Below are 16,960 nucleotides of genomic sequence, written 5' to 3' on the forward strand. Positions count from 1 at the left end.
AATAAAAAAAACAGCTATCGCGTGTAGCGATAGCTGCCCTTATTACTTCGCACTCACGATCTTATAATAAGAACGAACCGTTAAGAAGTAATACCCAATATAGATGACACCGTATACTCCAATACTAATGAGAAGCGGAATCATAATTTCAAATGGTAATATATTTGATAAACCTTTTAGTGCAAATAAACTGTGTAAAATACCGATTACTAACGGAATAGCGAAGATAAAGCTTACTTGTTTTGCGATAGCTTTCTTCATTTCTTGCTTCGTTACACCAACTTTATGAAGGACAATGTAACGATCACGGTCAGCACTTGCTTCTGTTAATTGTTTAAAGTAAATGATTGAGCCTGTTGCTAATAGGAATACTAATCCTAAGAATAACCCAATAAACATCATTAAGCCTGTCGTTTCAAGCCCCATTTGGAATCCTGTATAGAAATCGTTAAATGGTTTTAAAACTTCTGATTCTCCAGCTGGCATAATGCTTGCTAATTTTGCTGTTAACTCTTTACTATTTCGCTCACCTTTTACATCAATATTTTTTACAGTACGCGTTTCGTTTACTTGTTTCACTTGCTCATATGTTTTATCAGGAACGATTACAAATAGTTCATTTAAATTTGTAAGGCTTCTATTATTTACACCTTTAATTTTTAATTCTTTTGACTCATTTCCAACAGGGAATACAGCTGTATTTCCTGTATAAAGAGGACCAAAATCAAGTTTCTCAATATATAAGCTATCATATACGAAAGCTTCATTCGCACTCAAATTTACAGGTTCTACATCTAAATGTTTCACATGTTTATTAAAGCTTGATTGAGAAATAAGCTGGTACTGATTCGTAACATTATAGTGTGTGTTCAGAACTTGATCAGCTCTTTCACCTTTAAATGTTCCTTTCACAGGAATCATTTCAACTTCTGATTCATATGTGACTGGGTGATTATTCTTCTCTCCAGCAAGTATTTCATTTACTTTTTTATCTAATGCTGCATCTTTTTTCTCATAGGAATAACTATACGGCGCAGCAACTTTTGATTGCGTAAATGTGTTGTAATACATCGTAACTGACGTACCAACCGCTGTTAATGTAACTGCACTTAAAATAGCGATTGTCGCCAATGATTTCGCATTTCCTTTAATACGATATAGTAACTGCGATGTCGTTACCATATTCATACCATTATAAAATGCTGACTTATTATTTCTTGCACGTTTCAATACAAATACTGTGAAGAACATGAACAGTAAATAAGTCCCTGCTACTGTCGCTAATAAAATATATAATGCAACGACCATAAAGTCTGCATACATAACTGCTTTCATGTACATTAGCGCTAAAAAATAACCTGAACCGATTAAGAAAACTGAAATTAATGCCATGATGACAGATCCTTTTGGCATTGCTTCTCCTTCACGTTCTGCACGGAAAAGTTCAATTAACTTAAAGCGATAAATTAAACGATATCCTTGAAGTGATGTATATAAAATAATCACAAAGAAAATAATTGCTGTATCAATAATAGCAGCCATCGGTACTTCAAAATGAACATTTAAATTTAATCCCATCATATTTACTAATAACTCAAGGAATAATTTCGAAAGGACACTACCAATCGCAATCCCGATTACTAATGACATTAATCCCATTAACATATTTTCATAAAAGAGCATTTTACCAATTTGTCTTTTACGGATACCTAATAACGAATATAAGCCAACTTCTTTTTTACGTTTACGTGTAAAGAATCCGTTCGAATATATAATGAACACCGCTACGAAAATGATAAGCATCACACTGGAAACTTGGAACGCTCCGCTAATCTTTTTAGAAGCTTCTGCTGCTTTTTCCATTTGTGAATTATATTGCAGTGCTTTAAATGTAAAATAAATAACGATACTAAAAATCATAGATGCGAAATATACAAAGTAGTCTTTAAAGTTCCGCTGTATGTTGCGGAGGGCAATGCTAGATAAGGTCATCAGCCATACCTCCAGAAATAGAAGACATTACGTCAACAATTTTTTGGAAGAACTGTTTACGCGTCGATTCACCGCGGTGCAATTCTTTATATAGTTCACCATCTTTAATGAAAATAACTCGTTTACAATAACTTGCTGCAAATGCATCATGCGTTACCATTAAAATTGTTGAGTTATCATATTCATTTAATGACTTCATACTTTCAAGTAAATCTGTTGCAGATTTAGAATCAAGCGCTCCAGTTGGCTCATCCCCGAAAATCATACTTGGATTCGTAACGATTGCACGTGATGCTGCGCAGCGCTGCTTCTGTCCACCAGATACTTGATATGGGAACTGACTTAAAATATGATCAATGCCAAATTTCTTTGAGATTTCAAGAACGCGGCGATCAATCTCACTCGCTTTCACCTTTGATAACGCAAGTGGTAAAGCAATATTCTCTTTCACTGTTAATGTATCTAATAAGTTATAATCTTGGAAAATGAAGCCTAAATGATCGCGGCGGAATAATGCTAACTTATCATCATTCATTTTCACAATATCTTTTCCATCAATTAAAATTTCACCGTTCGTCGCATTATCAATTGTAGAAAGAACATTTAGTAAAGTCGTCTTACCAGAACCAGAAGGTCCCATAATTCCAACGAACTCACCTTCTTTTACTTGTAAGTTAATACCTTTTAACGCTGCAAATTTATTACCACCCGTGTCATATACTTTTTCAATATTTTTTGCTTCTAATACTGTTTTCATCTCGACATCCCTCATTTCTTCTATTCTCTATTTTCAACTATATACACTCTCTACTCTTGCCACTATCGATGTTTCTTACACAAACATGACAGTTATGTAAGGCACATAAGTAAAGAAATCAAAAAGTTAACGTAATGAATTAAAGTACTTTGTTACTATAACATTGGGATATCATACCATCCATTCATTCTCCTTACAGGAACATTACAATTTTGTAAGGTAAAAAATGCACCTACAAAGTTGTGCACGAAATGTCGGATGGAGCTATTTCGTTCCTGCTATTCTATGTACAGAGGAGGTCATAATATGGATTCACTTAAAAATATGAATGCTGCAATGCGCTATATTGAAGATAACCTTACGAATGAAATTGATTTTAAAGAAGTTGCGAGGCTAGCTCTTTGTTCTGAGTATCACTTTAAAAGAATGTTTTCGTTTTTAGCAGGTATATCACTATCTGATTATATTCGCTGTAGACGTCTTACTCTCGCTGCCTTTGAACTAAAAAACAGCAATGTAAAAGTCATTGATATCGCTATAAAATATGGATACAACTCACCAGATTCATTCGCTCGTGCATTTCAAAACTTGCACGGTATAACACCTTCAGAAGCCCGAAATAGTAGCCATTCTTTGAAGGCTTATTCACCAATGACCTTCCAATTATCCATTCAAGGAGGAAATGAAATGAATTATCGAATTGAAGAAAAAGAGCCATTTCGAATTATAGGTATTACAAAACGAGTACCAATCGTTTTTAACGGTGTAAATGAAGAAATTGCTTCTATGTGGAAAAGTTTAAACCCAGAGTCTATTCAAACATTAAAATCCCTTTCGAACATTGAACCTACTGGAATTATTAGTGCTTCTACTAATTTTTCTGAAGGAAGAATGGAGGAAAAAGGAGAACTTGATCACTATATTGGAGTAGCCACAACAAAGGATTGTCCAGAGCAATTCGCGCAACTTGAAGTCGCAGCTTCAACATGGGCTATATTTGAAGCTGTCGGTCTATTTCCTGATGCATTACAAAATGTGTGGGGGCGTATTTATTCTGAATGGTTCCCTTCTTCGAACTATGAACTAGCGAAAGGACCGGAAATATTGTGGAATGAACAGAAAGATATATCTTCGCCAAACTTTAAAAGTGCAATTTGGATACCGGTTTTGAAGAAATAAAAAATAAAGCTGCTTTTCCATGAAAGGAAAAGCAGCTTTGTTTACATTTTTAGTTCTTTTTTATAAGCAACATATGAATATACCATCGTACCAACAACCAATACAGCAACAACACTTAACAAACTAATAATTTTCCACATTCCCGGTAGAAATGCCGAAATCATAATTACAATACCGCCAATCATCATAATCTTTGATCCTAACCGATGTGTTTTTCTCCACACTTCCTCACTACTTAACGTCCACGGTGTTTTAATTCCCATGAAGAAGTTCGGTTTACATTGCTGCATATAATTGCCGAGTACTACAAAAAGGATACCTACCATTATGTTCACAGCAATTCCAATTGGAACGTTATACCCTAAAGCATTTGCTAGTGTCATCATATTAATAGTAAATAAGAAAAATAAAATTGCTCCATTAATCCTTCCAAGTGCTTTAGGAAATTTTTTATAGTTCTCGTACCTTGGATCTATCTTAGGCAATACAGTTACTAATGCATATATAAAAAACATAATTGCTACATCAAAAATCATCATTCCTATTTTTGACATATGCCCATTTACTTCGCCATCAATGTTCCAATGACTCGGAACTTCCCCTGGTAAATACGGCCATGCAGTGCACCATGCAATAATCGTTAAAGCAATTAACAATAACGGAAATATATGCTTTTTCATTTCCCCTCTTCCCCCTTATTCGTAAATGTAAACACCCAAGTCAATAAATCTTGAAAGACCGTTGTGTTTAAAGAGTACATAACGAATTGCCCTTTCTTTTCATCTTGAATAAGTTCAGCATTTTTAAGTGCATTTAAGTGGTGTGAAATACTTGGTTTTGTCATATTGAAATGTTCAGCAATCTCACCAGCGGTTAGATCGCCTTCTTTTAATAAGTCTAAAATTTTTCGCCTTGTTGGATCTGCTAATGCTTTGAATGCTTGATTCAATGTCTTTCTTCCTTTCGATAATTAGACATTTAGATATTTATCTAAATATTAAACCAATTACCGTTATTTGTCAATTTCATCCAGCGCCCTTTTTACTTTTCTCACTTTTAACCTATACTGTTTACTAGCTTATCTTTCAACATAATGAAAAGACTTGAAACACATGATACACTATAGCTACAATTGTTTTTTTGAGGAGGAATATACATATGTATAAAATTTTAATCGTTGAAGACGATCCAAATATTTCATCATTACTGCAATCTCACATTCAGAAGTACGGTTATGAGGCTGTGGTAGCGGAGAATTTCGATGATATTATGGAATCGTTTAACGCAGTGAAACCACATCTTGTTTTACTTGATGTAAACTTACCGAAATTCGATGGTTTCTACTGGTGCCGTCAAATTCGTCATGAATCTACTTGTCCAATTATTTTCATTTCAGCGCGTGCTGGTGAGATGGAACAAATTATGGCAATTGAAAGCGGTGCGGATGATTACATTACAAAACCATTCCACTACGACGTTGTAATGGCAAAAATTAAAGGACAATTACGCCGTATTTACGGTGATTATGCACCAAATATTTCTGAACGTATCGTTGAAGTTGAAGGTTTAAAACTATTCCCTGAACGTCCAGAAATTCATTTTGGATCTGAACAAGTTCTTTTAACGAAGAAAGAGGCAATTTTAGCAGAAATGTTATTATCTAAATTCCCTCGTACAGCGAGCCGTGAAGATTTATTAGCTGCGCTTTGGGATGACGAAAGTTTCGTTGAGGAAAATACATTAAACGTAAACATTACACGTCTTCGTAAAAAGTTTAATGAGCTTGGCATTGAGAACTCTATTGAAACAGTACGTGGACTTGGATATCGCTTTAACGCAACTTGGAGTGAATAAGCATGAAGCTATTTTTACGTGATCATTTTGCATTTTTTCTACTGTACGTATTAAACTTCGGTATCATTTTCGTTCTTTATGATGCAGTAGACGGATTTCAAAATAATAAATTTTACTTCGTCGTTTTAAGCCTATACTTATTTATTTGTTTCCTCGCTTATCGTTACGTTCGCAATCGTAGAATGTACCATAGATTAAGTGAGCAACCAGAAAAAATGGAAGATGCGTTTATTGAAAGAGCAACTGCTCCGATGCCTCACGGTGTCAATGAACTCGTACGTACGCAGTACCGTTTATTCCAAAAAGAACTACAATCGTATGAAGTAAAACAACAAGAACATCAATTATTCATTAACCATTGGGTACATCAAATGAAGACACCTGTTTCTGTTATGCAGCTTATGGTGCTAGAAATGGAAGACGAGCATTTAATTCCAAAGTTTAAAAAAGAATTAGAGCGTCTAAACCAAGGGCTTGATATGGCTTTATACATGGCTAGGTTAAATAACTTCCATGAAGATTTCCATGTCGAGACGATTTCATTAAAAGATACGGTAACAAAAAATATTAACGGATTAAAAGAACTATTCATTCGTAATGGTGTCTTCCCTGTTTTAGAAGTCCATTCTGATTTAAAAGTTGCTTCTGATGCGAAATGGCTAAAATTTATCATCTATCAGTTAATGACAAATGCTGTTCGTTACTCTGGGGAACGCGGAAAGAAAGTATTCTTATCTGCTTACCGAAATGGAAAAGATATTATTTTAGAAGTTCGCGATGAAGGTGTTGGTATTCCGCAAGAAGATATTCGAAGAGTATTTGAACCATTTTACACTGGGAAAAACGGTCGCGCGTTCGGAGAATCTACTGGTATGGGACTTTATATTGTAAGTAAAATTTGTGATTATTTAGGTCACTCTGTCAAACTAGATTCTGAAGTTGGTAAAGGAACGACGATTAAAATCATCTTCCACAACGCTGCAAATAATCAAGCAGAACATACGGAGAAGGTGACCGAAGCATGATCGTAACATATGCAAGCAAAATGTATGAGAACTCACTCTCATACATTTTTTGCAATACAACTACTTCTATATCTTCTAGCCGGAGGTATAATCTATGACATTTTGGCAATTTGCATTTAAAAACGTCACGCGCAACTCAAGAGCTTATTTTGCTTACTTTGTAAGTAGCTCCTTTTCCATTGCTGTGTTCTTTTCGTTTGCTGTTTACTTATTCCATCCGAAATTACAAAACTTTGACATGACCTCTGAAATTTCAGGATTAATGATATTTTCAGAAGTAGTAATTGTATTTTTCTCTTTCTTCTTTTTACTATATTCCATTGGTACTTTTTTAAAAGTTAGAAAAAAACAATTTGGTATTTTGACCATTTTAGGAATATCGAGAAAACAATTACATCGTCTTATTTTTATGGAGAATATGTTAATCGGGATTTTATCTATCTTTTTCGGCATGCAGTTTGGAGTTGTTTTTTCTCAATTTTTCTTATTAGTAACAGCCAAACTTACCCATGTTCCAGGAATATATTTATACGGGCCTACTAACGCGTTTATTTTAACAACCATTGTTTTCCTTAGTCTTTTTATCATTGTATCTGCATTCACACCAATGCTTATTCGTACAAAAAAAGCAGTACACCTTTTAAAAACAAATGGTGGAAAACAAAAAGAAAGAAAACCATCCATACTTGTTTCATTATTTGGTGCGATTTGTTTATTTGGTGGTTATGCGTTAGCTGGAAATCCTAAATATTTCGTATCAGTAAGCCCGCAAATCGGTGTTATATATATGGTTTCAAGTATTTTCGTTATCCCAACGCTTGTTACAATTGGAACATATTTCTTCTTTTCACAAATTAGTTTCTTACTTATTTATATTTTAAAGAAAAGAAGGAAGTTTTATATGAAACGGATTAATATGCTTTGGATTTCGGATTTAGCGAGCCGTATTCGAACGAATATTAATATGCTGTTTATTGTAGCGATGCTATCTACAATTGCTTTCACAATGATTACGTTTCTATATGGATTCGGGAAATTTATTAAGCTAGAGGTGAATAGAACTTCTCCTTTTCCAATTTCTTATTTTTCTTATGATGCGAACCCTTTTGTTACAGAGCATTTAAATTGGCTTGAGCAACAATTACAAAAAGAGCATTTCCCCTATCAAAAAATAAAAGCTGATATATATGAAACACCACTAAAAGAAGATAAAGATATAGCTATTTATAATGACGTATACGCAATTAAGCAAAGTGACTATAACAAACTTGCAGATTCTTTACGAATGAAACAACTATTTATGGATGATAACGAAGCATATGTGCTAACAGGGACATCTTATAACACCATATTCAACGAATTTGAGCAAAGCTACAAAAGAGATTACATTACACTCTCTAGTACAAATACGAAATTACGAGTGAAAGGCTATGAGCATGTGAATGCAATTCCATCTGGCTTTTCATATCAAACGATAGTTTTGCCTGATGTTATCGTAAATAACTTACCTAGCACCGTAAAGCATATATCAGCATACAATTACAAAATTCAAAACTGGGAACAGACATATGAAATTGCTGATAATTTTATAGAAAAAGTGCAAAAAGATCGAAATAAATCCCAGTATGAAGGACCTCTTATTCGTTCCTTTGAATCAGCAGGATCGTTATACAAAATAACATCAGGCAGTGCTGCATTTTTCCTAATTGGGACATTTTTAGGAGTTATTTTCTTCATTGGAGCTGGTAGCGTTCTTTACTTTAGAATGTATACGGATTTGACGAACGAACAAGAGAAATATATAACGATTTCTAAAATCGGTGTAACAGATACAGAGATGAAACGATCTGCAACCATTCAACTTAGTATTTTATTTTTCATTCCTTACATTATGGCATCCATTCATACAATGTTTGCAACAAAAATGCTACAAGATGTAATTGGTTTATCTCTGTTCAAAGAGGTTTCAGCCGTTCTTATTATTTTTGGATTCGTTGAAATCGTATTTTTCATATTCATTCGTTCACTTTATATGCAAAAATTATCACAATACACGAGTGGACAAAATATTTAAAACAAACTTGATGAAAAGAGTATTTCTTATGCTCTTCTCATCTTCACCCTATCAGGAGGCTAGGCAAATGACATTTTGGCAGTTTGCATTTAAAAACGTGACGCGGAACGCCAGAGCTTATTTCGCCTATTTTGTAAGCAGTGCGTTCTCCATCGCAATCTTTTTCTCATTTGCAGTTTATTTATTTCATCCTAAATTGCATATGACAGACGTGAATTATTCTCTGAACATATTAATGACAATTTCAGAAGTTGTCATTGTGTTCTTTTCATTTTTCTTTTTACTGTATTCAATCGGGACCTTTTTAAAAGTACGAAAAAAACAGTTCGGGATTTTAACAGTACTTGGCATATCTCAAAAACAATTAAAGCGACTCATATTTATAGAAAATATGTTAATTGGTGCTCTTTCTATATTTTTTGGCATTCAACTTGGAGTTGTCTTTTCACAGTTCTTTTTATTAGTTACCGCCAAAATTACACACGTACCTGGTTTATATTTATATCCGCCTACAAGTGCTATCGTTTTAACTATCATCATCTTTCTTGGGCTCTTCATTCTCGTATCATCTTTTACACCGATGCTCATTCGTACGAGAAAAGCCGTACGTCTTTTAAAAGAAGGAACACAACAAAAAGAAAGAAAAGCATCCGTGCTCATCTCTCTATTTGGTGCGACGTGTTTAATATGTGGATATGCGTTAGCCGCAAATCCGTTGTATTTTATGTCGCTAGGTGACATCATTGGGCTTTTATACGCCGTCTCTAGTATATTTGTCATCCCATCGCTTATTGCAGCTGGAACATACTTTTTCTTTTCACAAATTAGTTTTTTACTTATTCGTATTTTAAAAACGCGAAGAACGTTTTATATGAAACGAATTAATATGCTTTGGATTTCGGATTTAGCAGCGCGCATTCGGACAAACATTAACATGCTCTTTATTGTAGCGATGCTATCAACACTCGCTTTTACAATGATTACATTCTTATACGGTTTTGGGAAATTTACAAAGTTTGATGCAATTAGACAAAACCCTTTCCCGTTTACGTATTTATCGCATACTGAAAATACATTAGCTGATGAACATTTAAACTGGTTAGAGCAGAAATTTAATGAAGGGCACTTTACTTATACAAAATTTAAAACGGATATATATGAGGTATCTTCAGCTGAAGATAACACGCAGCTCTATTACGCAATTAAACAAAGTGACTATAATGTACTTGCTAAAGCATTAAATTTGGAAAAACTCACGGTAAATAAGAATGAATCTTATATTCTTATGAAAGACTTAGATGATCAAGTTATTGGAACACTTCACAATGAAGAAAAGAAAAATACTCTTACACTTACTCAAAACAATTTACAACTACAAGTGAAAGAATATAAAAGTTATAGCCCATTCCCAAACAGCTTAATATACCAATTACTCATACTATCTGATGAAAATGTAGAAGCCTTATCCACAGTTTCCAAACAAATGAGTGTATATAACTTCAAAGTTACAGATTGGGAAAAAGCACATAATATCGGTTCATCGTTTATAACAAAAATCCATAACGATAATGCAGCTATTCAAGCAGAGCACCCACCTTTCCATGCAAGTGAAGCGAGCGATTCTCTATATAAGAAAAAACTAAATGTTGCCTCATTCTTCTTAATTGGTACTTTCTTAGGTGTTATTTTCTTTATCGGTGCTGGTAGTGTTCTTTACTTCCGAATGTATACAGATTTAACAAATGAGCAAGAAAAATATATAACGATTACGAAAATTGGCTTAACTGAGACTGAAATGAAACGTTCAGCGACAATTCAGCTTGCGATTCTTTTCTTCGTGCCTTACATTATGGCATCAATCCATACGATGTTTGCGACAAAGATGCTACAAGAAATATTACATCTCTCGTTCTTCGCTGAAATTACAGTCGTACTTATGATTTTTGGAACAGTTGAAATTTTATTTTTCCTTTTAATTCGTTCCTTTTATATGCAAAAATTATCACAACACATTAAGTTTTAAAAAGTAGAAAGGTGATTACTATGGAAGAAGTATTACACATAAAAAACGTCTCAAAAGTATATGAGGGAAAAGTCCCTCATACTGCTTTAAAAAATATAAATTTACACGTGGATAAAGGTGAATTCGTTGCCATTATGGGACCATCTGGTAGCGGGAAATCTACATTTTTAAACGTTATCTCTACAATCGATTCTCCGACTTCTGGTGATGTCGTGATTAACGGAAAAAAACCGCACACATTTCGTAGAGAGAAGTTAGCTATTTTCCGCCGCCAAGAGTTAGGATTTGTTTTCCAAAACTTTAACCTACTAGATACACTAACAATCGGTGAAAATATCGTACTACCTTTAACATTAGATAATGTTCCATTAAAAGAAATGGATGAAAAGCTTGATAACATTTCAAAAAAGCTTGGAATTGATCATATTTTGGACAAGCGTATTTTTGAAGTTTCCGGGGGACAAGCACAGCGTACCGCAGTAGCACGTGCTGTCATTCATCATCCTTCACTTCTACTTGCCGATGAACCGACAGGAAACTTAGATTCAAAAGCGGCAATTGACGTAATGGAGCTATTTACGAAATTAAATAAAGAAGAAGATGCAACGATTTTAATGGTTACCCATGATCCGTTTGCAGCAAGTTATTGTAACCGTGTTATTTTCATTAAAGATGGAGAGCTTTACAATGAACTACACCGCGGATTGTACCGTGAGAAATTTTATCAAGAAATATTAGATGTTTTAGCATTATTAGGAGGAAGACGTGGATGACATTTTGGCAATTCGCATTTAAAAATGTCTCACGTAATTCGAAAGCATATTTCGCCTACTTTGTAAGTAGTGCGTTTTCTATCATGGTTTTCTTTTCATTTACTGTATACGCGTATCACCCGCGGTTACAAAGTGTACAAAGTTTCCAAGAACGTGATCCTCTAATGAACTTAGCTAGTACAGCACAGCTTGTGATTGTTATGTTCTCGTTCTTCTTTCTCTTATATTCAATTGGAACATTTTTAAATGTACGGAAGCAGCAATTCGGGATACTCACCATTCTCGGTATCTCACAGAGACAATTAAAGAGACTGTTATTTACTGAAAATATGATAATCGGGATATTGTCTATCTTTATCGGCATTCAAGGTGGACTTGTATTTTCTAACTTTTTCTTATTAGTCACTTCGAAATTAACAAACGCGAAAGGTCTCTATTTATATTGGCCAACAGAAGCGATTATCGTTACAACCGTAACGTTTATCATCTTATTTTTAATCGTTTCTACATTTACACCAATGTTTATTCGTACTCGAAAAACAACGAAGCTTATTAAGGGCGTTAACAAAGAGAAGAGCGAAAAAAAACCATCTATACTGATTTCACTATTTGCTTTAACTTGTTTAGGACTATGCTATTATATTGCTGGTTATCCGCAAGGCTACATAACGGAAAAAAATGCACAAAATGGATCTGTATTCTTAATTATGCTATCTATTTTACCGCTTGTAGTAGTTGGGACGTATTTATTTTTTTCACAAACATTTCTTCTCTTTATCTATATTTTAAAGAAACGAAGAAAGTTTTATTTAAAACAAATAAATATGTTATGGATTTCAGATTTAGTTTCTCGTACACGCAGTAATATTAATGTACTCTTTATTGTTTCTATGCTATCTGCACTTGCATTTACAATTATTATCGGGTTATTTGCTGCAAACAATAATACGAAAGCACCCATACTAGAACGATATCCAATACCATTCACCTATACATCAGAAGGTGTTAATGCATTTGAACAAAAGCATATTACTACGATTGAAACTGAACTTACAAATGCTAATTTTCAATATGACAAATATAAGTTTACCGTTTTAAAAGATACAGCTTCAAAAGAATCAATTGCCATTATGAAAATGAGTGATTATAACGCAATAGCACAGCAATTAAACAGACCAAAAATCACTCTCGATTCTTCACAAGTTTATAATATTTCTCGCTATTCACCAGTGTTATTAAATCTCGTGTCTAACCCATTTGCGAAGCAGAACACGATTACACTTGGCTCTAATAAAAAGGAATTTCAAATTAAAGGTTTTATTAATAGAGGAATTGAGCCTCCCTTTGCATTACCTCACTTAATTGTGATGCAAGATGAAGTAATTGAAAATATGATTCCTCATATTGAAACAATTACAGTCTATAACTACTTCGTGGAAAATTGGGAAAATGCAATTGTCCCAACAAAAAATATATTAAAAAGCTTAAATCATGATGCAGAAACCTTGTATGAAGCACATAAAAATGAAGAAGATTTCATTAAACCATTTTATATTTATACAGCTACGGATGAACTCGTTCATAGTAAAGGAAATGCAGTCGCTCAATTCTTTATTTGGGCATTTCTCGGCTTTATTTTCTTTATCGGAGCAGCTAGTGTTTTATATTTCCGTATGTATAATGACTTAACAACTGAAAGACAAAAGTATATTACGATTACAAAGCTTGGCTTAACTGAATCAGAAATGTTTCGCTCTGCAACGATTCAATTAGGAATTTTATTTTTCGTTCCTTATGTCGTTGCTGGTGTTCACACATTATTTGCAGTTAAGTTTTTACAAAGCATGTTTTCTTTCTCCTTATTAAAAGAGACATGTATCGTACTCACCTTTTTCGGGATTATCGAGATCATTTTCTTCTTCTTAATCCGTTCTCTTTACATTAATAAATTATCACAGCATATAAAAATATGAATAAAATAGCCTTGTGCAATATGCACAAGGCTATTTTCAATAGTTTTTAATAATTAGCAGCAATATCCGCCGTAGCCGCCAGCATAACCGCCGTAACCACCATAACCACAACCGCCGCCTCCGCCGAAGCAGCTAGCACCGATGATAATTAATAAAATAAACAATACGATTAGAAGCGCAAAACCGCCTCCGCAACCATGTCTGCGGTTACAATCATCATGTCTGTGTTCACACTTTTCGCTCATTACCCTATTCCTCCTTTAGTATCATTCATAACAAGTTCACCTTGCTCTAAATGAGGGGATTCCATTTATATTATGTTTTCAGGGCGAATAAGAAGCTTGGCTTACCTAAAAACGGGCTTGTTTTAGGAATTGGGCTTTATTAAAAAGCGAATGAGCCTTATCCAGATGTAAGCATAAAACATTTGACATACTCTTAATTTCTTACTAATATTTAATTGAACGACCAATCAATTTTTTGATTATACATTCAAATTATATAAATTAGGAGTTGAATAGCGTGACTGATTCTTTTATTGCAGAGGCTAGGCGTGAACAAATTATTCTTGCATGTATTGATACATTAGAAGAGGTTGGATATAACAACTTAAGCTTAACGAAGGTAGCAAAAAAGGCTAAGATTAGTACCGGACTTATTTCTTATCATTTTAATGATAAGCTTTACCTTATGAATCGCACATTACAATTTTTAGTTGCCAAGCAACATGAATTTATTAGTAATCGAGTGCTATTAGCTCAATCTGAAATAAATAAACTAGAGGCTTTTATTGAAGCGCATTTGGCTTATCAAGAAACTCATTACAAAAATAATATTGCCTTAATTGAGATTGTCTTTAATGCAAGAAATGAAGAGAACGTTCCTTATTACAGAATCGAAGACGACGAAGAGGAGGATGCTCTTAGAACGATGTTATTAGATATTTTGAAGACTGGTCAACAAAATGGCGTGTTTTCCGATTCTTTCCAAACCGACACATTAGCTTCATTTATTTTAGGAGCAATCGAAGAAAGAATGCTGAAGGCAAATTCATCTATATCCATAGAAAATTACTCAGATGAGCTCATAAAAATGGTGAAGAAACTCACTGTTTAAAACATGCCTTGATTAAAAAAATATATATGAAAGGATGAACTACACATGAAAAAGGCATCTGTCATTGGATTAGGTTTTTTAGAAAAATTACTTGCTATAGTAAGTCCCATCCTTTTAGGCGTTATTGGATATTTTTCACCTAAATTAATAGAGATTATAAAAAAGATTCCTCTCTTTTCTGATTCAAAAATTATAGAACTTTTAAATTTTATTAATCCCTTCTGGCTTCCTATTATCCTCATGCTAATTGGTGTTATTGCAGGAATTTTATTTTCTTTAATTATTTATAGTGAAGCTTTAAAAATGAACATTACTTCGGAAAGCATTCACGTGAATAAGGACGATCAAAAGAAACAAATCACCAGATTAAATGTAAAAGCCGTTTTTGTAGATAAGCGTCAAGTGGTTATCATTGATCAAGAAGACCGCGAATGGTTACGTGAAACATCTGACATTACCCCAAGCAAAATTAAAGATACTTTCTTAATGCACGGCTTCCCCTGGGTGGAACAAGATCCTTATAAACATGAGTATAGCTTATGGAAATTAGAGGATGAGCGATTTAATAAAAGCATAAATACTATTTTGTATGAAAGACGCAATGCCCTTCGAGAAGGAAACTCTAAAAAAAAGAAGCATTTACGCAAAGATTTGAATGAGCTAGGAGTCTTTGTCAAAGACGATGGAGAAGATCAGTATGTCCGTTCTATTAAGTAATAGGACAATAGAAAAAAGATATAAAAAGCACCTTGCCCTGTATATTTGTAAGTAACTACGATCAAAAAATAGCAAAACCCACAGAGAAATTGAATTTCTCCTGTGGGTTTTATTAATTAAAATGGACTTTTCTCCCTAAAGAAACATATTCAACACAAGCGCAAAACCAAATGCAATAAATGATAACAATGTCTCGAGTACCGTCCACGTTTTAAACGTTTCCTTCACCGTCAAACCTAAATACTCTTTTACAAGCCAGAACCCTGCATCATTTACGTGAGAAAACATTAATGAACCTGCACCGGTTGCAATAACGAGAAGCTCTAAATTCACACCAGACATGTGCTGAATAACTGGTGAAACAATCCCTGCTGCTGTCGTTAATGCTACTGTAGCTGAACCTGTTGCAATTCGAATTAAACCAGCTACCATGAAAGCTAATACGATTGGTGATAACGAAATATGTTCTGCCATTTGTGCAATAGCTGTTCCAACGCCGCTTTCAATTAATATTTGTTTAAATCCACCGCCTGCACCAATTATTAAAATAATAGAACCGACAGGCAATAAACTTTCATCTGTTAATTTTTTAATCATCTTTTTATTAATACCTTGTTTGATACCAAGTAAATAAAATGCTGCGAAACATGAAATAAGTAAGGCGATTACTGGACTTCCTATAAACACGAAAAATTCAGTCAATTTTTTCGGTAATGAAATATATGGTGCAACTACTGATAAAATCATCAATACAACTGGTAGTAAAATAATAAAGAATGAAACTTTACGACTTGGCAAATCAGTTGAGACAGTCGTAACCCGAATAAGCTCTGGTTCATTTTCAGGTATCACCCTTTTATGTACCCACTTTGCAAATATCGGTCCTGCGATAATGGCTGTTGGTAACGCGATAATTAATGAATATAAAAGTACCTTTCCTAAGTTCGCGTTATAAATACCGATTGCTGTCATCGCCCCTGGATGCGGAGGCACGAGCCCGTGAACAATAGATAATCCTGCAATGACAGGTAACGCAATTAATAATATATTTTGCTTCGTCGTTTTTCGAATGGAAATAACAAGTGGTAATAAAATGACGATCCCCACTTCAAAAAACACTGGAATCCCTATAACAAATCCTGCAAATAACATAGCCCAAGGTAGTTTCTTTACACCGAAAAATCGAATAAAGAAATCTGCCACTTGCATGCCGGCCCCTGAATCGGACATCATTTTCCCTAAAATTGTTCCGAGAGCTAAAATACCAACTAAATGCCCTAGTACACTACCAACACCAGTTTCATAGGCAGTCACTATTTTCGTTAAGTTCAGTCCAGACATGATAGCTAAAAACAAACTCGCAACTGTTAAACTAATAAATGCATGCCATTTCCACCATGATACCCCTAAAATAACAATCGCAATTGCAAGTAACGTGACGATTAATAAGTATATATCCATCTCCCATTCTCCTTAC

15 protein-coding genes are annotated in these 16,960 nt (G+C 34.1%); 9 read left to right on the plus strand and 6 right to left on the minus strand.

Annotation, left to right across the window (positions count from 1 at the left end):
* Positions 1–42: 42 nt before the first annotated feature.
* Together ACUL40_RS16440 and ACUL40_RS16445 are read right to left on the minus strand one after the other, a co-directional pair.
* Complete coding sequence (locus ACUL40_RS16440; RefSeq protein ID WP_000176150.1) at positions 43–1,992, minus strand: ABC transporter permease; 1,950 nt, start codon at positions 1,990–1,992, stop codon at positions 43–45.
* On the minus strand, positions 1,979–2,749 hold the full coding sequence (locus ACUL40_RS16445) for an ABC transporter ATP-binding protein (protein ID WP_000859655.1): 771 nt from the start codon (positions 2,747–2,749) through the stop codon (positions 1,979–1,981). Before ACUL40_RS16445 ends, ACUL40_RS16440 begins: the two co-directional genes overlap by 14 nt.
* Before the next feature lie 306 nt (positions 2,750–3,055).
* Between ACUL40_RS16445 and ACUL40_RS16450 the strand changes: the two genes are divergently transcribed.
* Positions 3,056–3,928 carry an AraC family transcriptional regulator gene (locus ACUL40_RS16450; RefSeq protein WP_074047391.1) on the plus strand — a complete coding sequence of 291 codons (873 nt, stop codon included), beginning with the start codon at positions 3,056–3,058 and terminating at the stop codon, positions 3,926–3,928.
* Between the two features lie 41 nt (positions 3,929–3,969).
* On the opposite strand, the gene ACUL40_RS16455 is transcribed toward ACUL40_RS16450, so the two are convergent.
* Both ACUL40_RS16455 and ACUL40_RS16460 read right to left on the minus strand, forming a co-directional pair.
* On the minus strand, positions 3,970–4,608 hold the full coding sequence (locus ACUL40_RS16455) for an SdpI family protein (RefSeq protein ID WP_065212175.1): 639 nt from the start codon (positions 4,606–4,608) through the stop codon (positions 3,970–3,972).
* The gene (locus ACUL40_RS16460; RefSeq protein WP_001070523.1) at positions 4,605–4,877 is read right to left on the minus strand and encodes an autorepressor SdpR family transcription factor; all 273 of its coding nucleotides are present in this window, start codon (positions 4,875–4,877) and stop codon (positions 4,605–4,607) included. The genes ACUL40_RS16455 and ACUL40_RS16460 overlap by 4 nt, the downstream gene beginning before the upstream one ends.
* A gap of 209 nt (positions 4,878–5,086) precedes the next feature.
* Between ACUL40_RS16460 and ACUL40_RS16465 the strand changes: the two genes are divergently transcribed.
* From ACUL40_RS16465 to ACUL40_RS16490, 6 genes are all read left to right on the plus strand, one after another.
* The gene (locus tag ACUL40_RS16465) at positions 5,087–5,782 is read left to right on the plus strand and encodes a response regulator transcription factor (RefSeq protein WP_000276738.1); all 696 of its coding nucleotides are present in this window, start codon (positions 5,087–5,089) and stop codon (positions 5,780–5,782) included.
* A 2-nt stretch (positions 5,783–5,784) separates the two neighbouring features.
* A complete protein-coding gene (locus tag ACUL40_RS16470) occupies positions 5,785–6,807 on the plus strand; it encodes a sensor histidine kinase (protein WP_000765341.1) in 1,023 nt (340 codons plus the stop codon).
* A 94-nt stretch (positions 6,808–6,901) separates the two neighbouring features.
* Positions 6,902–8,881, plus strand: coding sequence for an ABC transporter permease (locus tag ACUL40_RS16475; protein ID WP_000145051.1), 1,980 nt, complete (start codon positions 6,902–6,904; stop codon positions 8,879–8,881).
* A 67-nt stretch (positions 8,882–8,948) separates the two neighbouring features.
* Positions 8,949–10,904: an ABC transporter permease gene (locus tag ACUL40_RS16480; protein ID WP_000145009.1), complete on the plus strand. Its 1,956-nt coding sequence runs from the start codon at positions 8,949–8,951 to the stop codon at positions 10,902–10,904.
* A gap of 20 nt (positions 10,905–10,924) precedes the next feature.
* The gene (locus tag ACUL40_RS16485; RefSeq protein WP_000393250.1) at positions 10,925–11,677 is read left to right on the plus strand and encodes an ABC transporter ATP-binding protein; all 753 of its coding nucleotides are present in this window, start codon (positions 10,925–10,927) and stop codon (positions 11,675–11,677) included.
* Positions 11,674–13,650, plus strand: a complete 1,977-nt coding sequence (locus tag ACUL40_RS16490) for an FtsX-like permease family protein (RefSeq protein ID WP_000144951.1) — start codon at positions 11,674–11,676, stop codon at positions 13,648–13,650. Before ACUL40_RS16485 ends, ACUL40_RS16490 begins: the two co-directional genes overlap by 4 nt.
* A gap of 53 nt (positions 13,651–13,703) precedes the next feature.
* Here ACUL40_RS16490 and ACUL40_RS16495 read toward each other — a convergent pair whose 3' ends face one another.
* The gene (locus ACUL40_RS16495; RefSeq protein ID WP_001290392.1) at positions 13,704–13,895 is read right to left on the minus strand and encodes a YjcZ family sporulation protein; all 192 of its coding nucleotides are present in this window, start codon (positions 13,893–13,895) and stop codon (positions 13,704–13,706) included.
* 277 nt (positions 13,896–14,172) lie between these two features.
* Here ACUL40_RS16495 and ACUL40_RS16500 point away from each other — a divergent pair, with 277 nt between their 5' ends.
* Entirely contained in the window at positions 14,173–14,766 is a 594-nt protein-coding gene (locus ACUL40_RS16500; protein WP_000132248.1) for a TetR/AcrR family transcriptional regulator, read from the plus strand.
* A gap of 45 nt (positions 14,767–14,811) precedes the next feature.
* Complete coding sequence (locus ACUL40_RS16505; protein WP_000710354.1) at positions 14,812–15,483, plus strand: YqeB family protein; 672 nt, start codon at positions 14,812–14,814, stop codon at positions 15,481–15,483.
* 135 nt (positions 15,484–15,618) lie between these two features.
* Here the strand turns inward: ACUL40_RS16505 and gntP are convergent, their stop codons facing one another.
* Positions 15,619–16,944 (minus strand): gluconate permease GntP, encoded by a 1,326-nt coding sequence (gene gntP / locus ACUL40_RS16510; RefSeq protein ID WP_000356167.1) that lies wholly within the window; start codon positions 16,942–16,944, stop codon positions 15,619–15,621.
* Positions 16,945–16,960 lie beyond the last annotated feature (16 nt).

This window comes from Bacillus sp. KNSH39 (assembly GCF_052656585.1).

Bases quoted from the DNA above. Each gene is read 5' to 3' on its own strand.
- ACUL40_RS16440 (WP_000176150.1), bottom strand. From the start codon at position 1,992: ATGACCTTATCTAGCATTGCCCTCCGCAACATACAGCGGAACTTTAAA.
- ACUL40_RS16445 (WP_000859655.1), bottom strand. From the start codon at position 2,749: ATGAAAACAGTATTAGAAGCAAAAAATATTGAAAAAGTATATGACACG.
- ACUL40_RS16450 (WP_074047391.1), top strand. From the start codon at position 3,056: ATGGATTCACTTAAAAATATGAATGCTGCAATGCGCTATATTGAAGAT.
- ACUL40_RS16455 (WP_065212175.1), bottom strand. From the start codon at position 4,608: ATGAAAAAGCATATATTTCCGTTATTGTTAATTGCTTTAACGATTATT.
- ACUL40_RS16465 (WP_000276738.1), top strand. From the start codon at position 5,087: ATGTATAAAATTTTAATCGTTGAAGACGATCCAAATATTTCATCATTA.
- ACUL40_RS16470 (WP_000765341.1), top strand. From the start codon at position 5,785: ATGAAGCTATTTTTACGTGATCATTTTGCATTTTTTCTACTGTACGTA.
- ACUL40_RS16475 (WP_000145051.1), top strand. From the start codon at position 6,902: ATGACATTTTGGCAATTTGCATTTAAAAACGTCACGCGCAACTCAAGA.
- ACUL40_RS16480 (WP_000145009.1), top strand. From the start codon at position 8,949: ATGACATTTTGGCAGTTTGCATTTAAAAACGTGACGCGGAACGCCAGA.
- ACUL40_RS16485 (WP_000393250.1), top strand. From the start codon at position 10,925: ATGGAAGAAGTATTACACATAAAAAACGTCTCAAAAGTATATGAGGGA.
- ACUL40_RS16490 (WP_000144951.1), top strand. From the start codon at position 11,674: ATGACATTTTGGCAATTCGCATTTAAAAATGTCTCACGTAATTCGAAA.
- ACUL40_RS16495 (WP_001290392.1), bottom strand. From the start codon at position 13,895: ATGAGCGAAAAGTGTGAACACAGACATGATGATTGTAACCGCAGACAT.
- ACUL40_RS16505 (WP_000710354.1), top strand. From the start codon at position 14,812: ATGAAAAAGGCATCTGTCATTGGATTAGGTTTTTTAGAAAAATTACTT.
- gntP (WP_000356167.1), bottom strand. From the start codon at position 16,944: ATGGATATATACTTATTAATCGTCACGTTACTTGCAATTGCGATTGTT.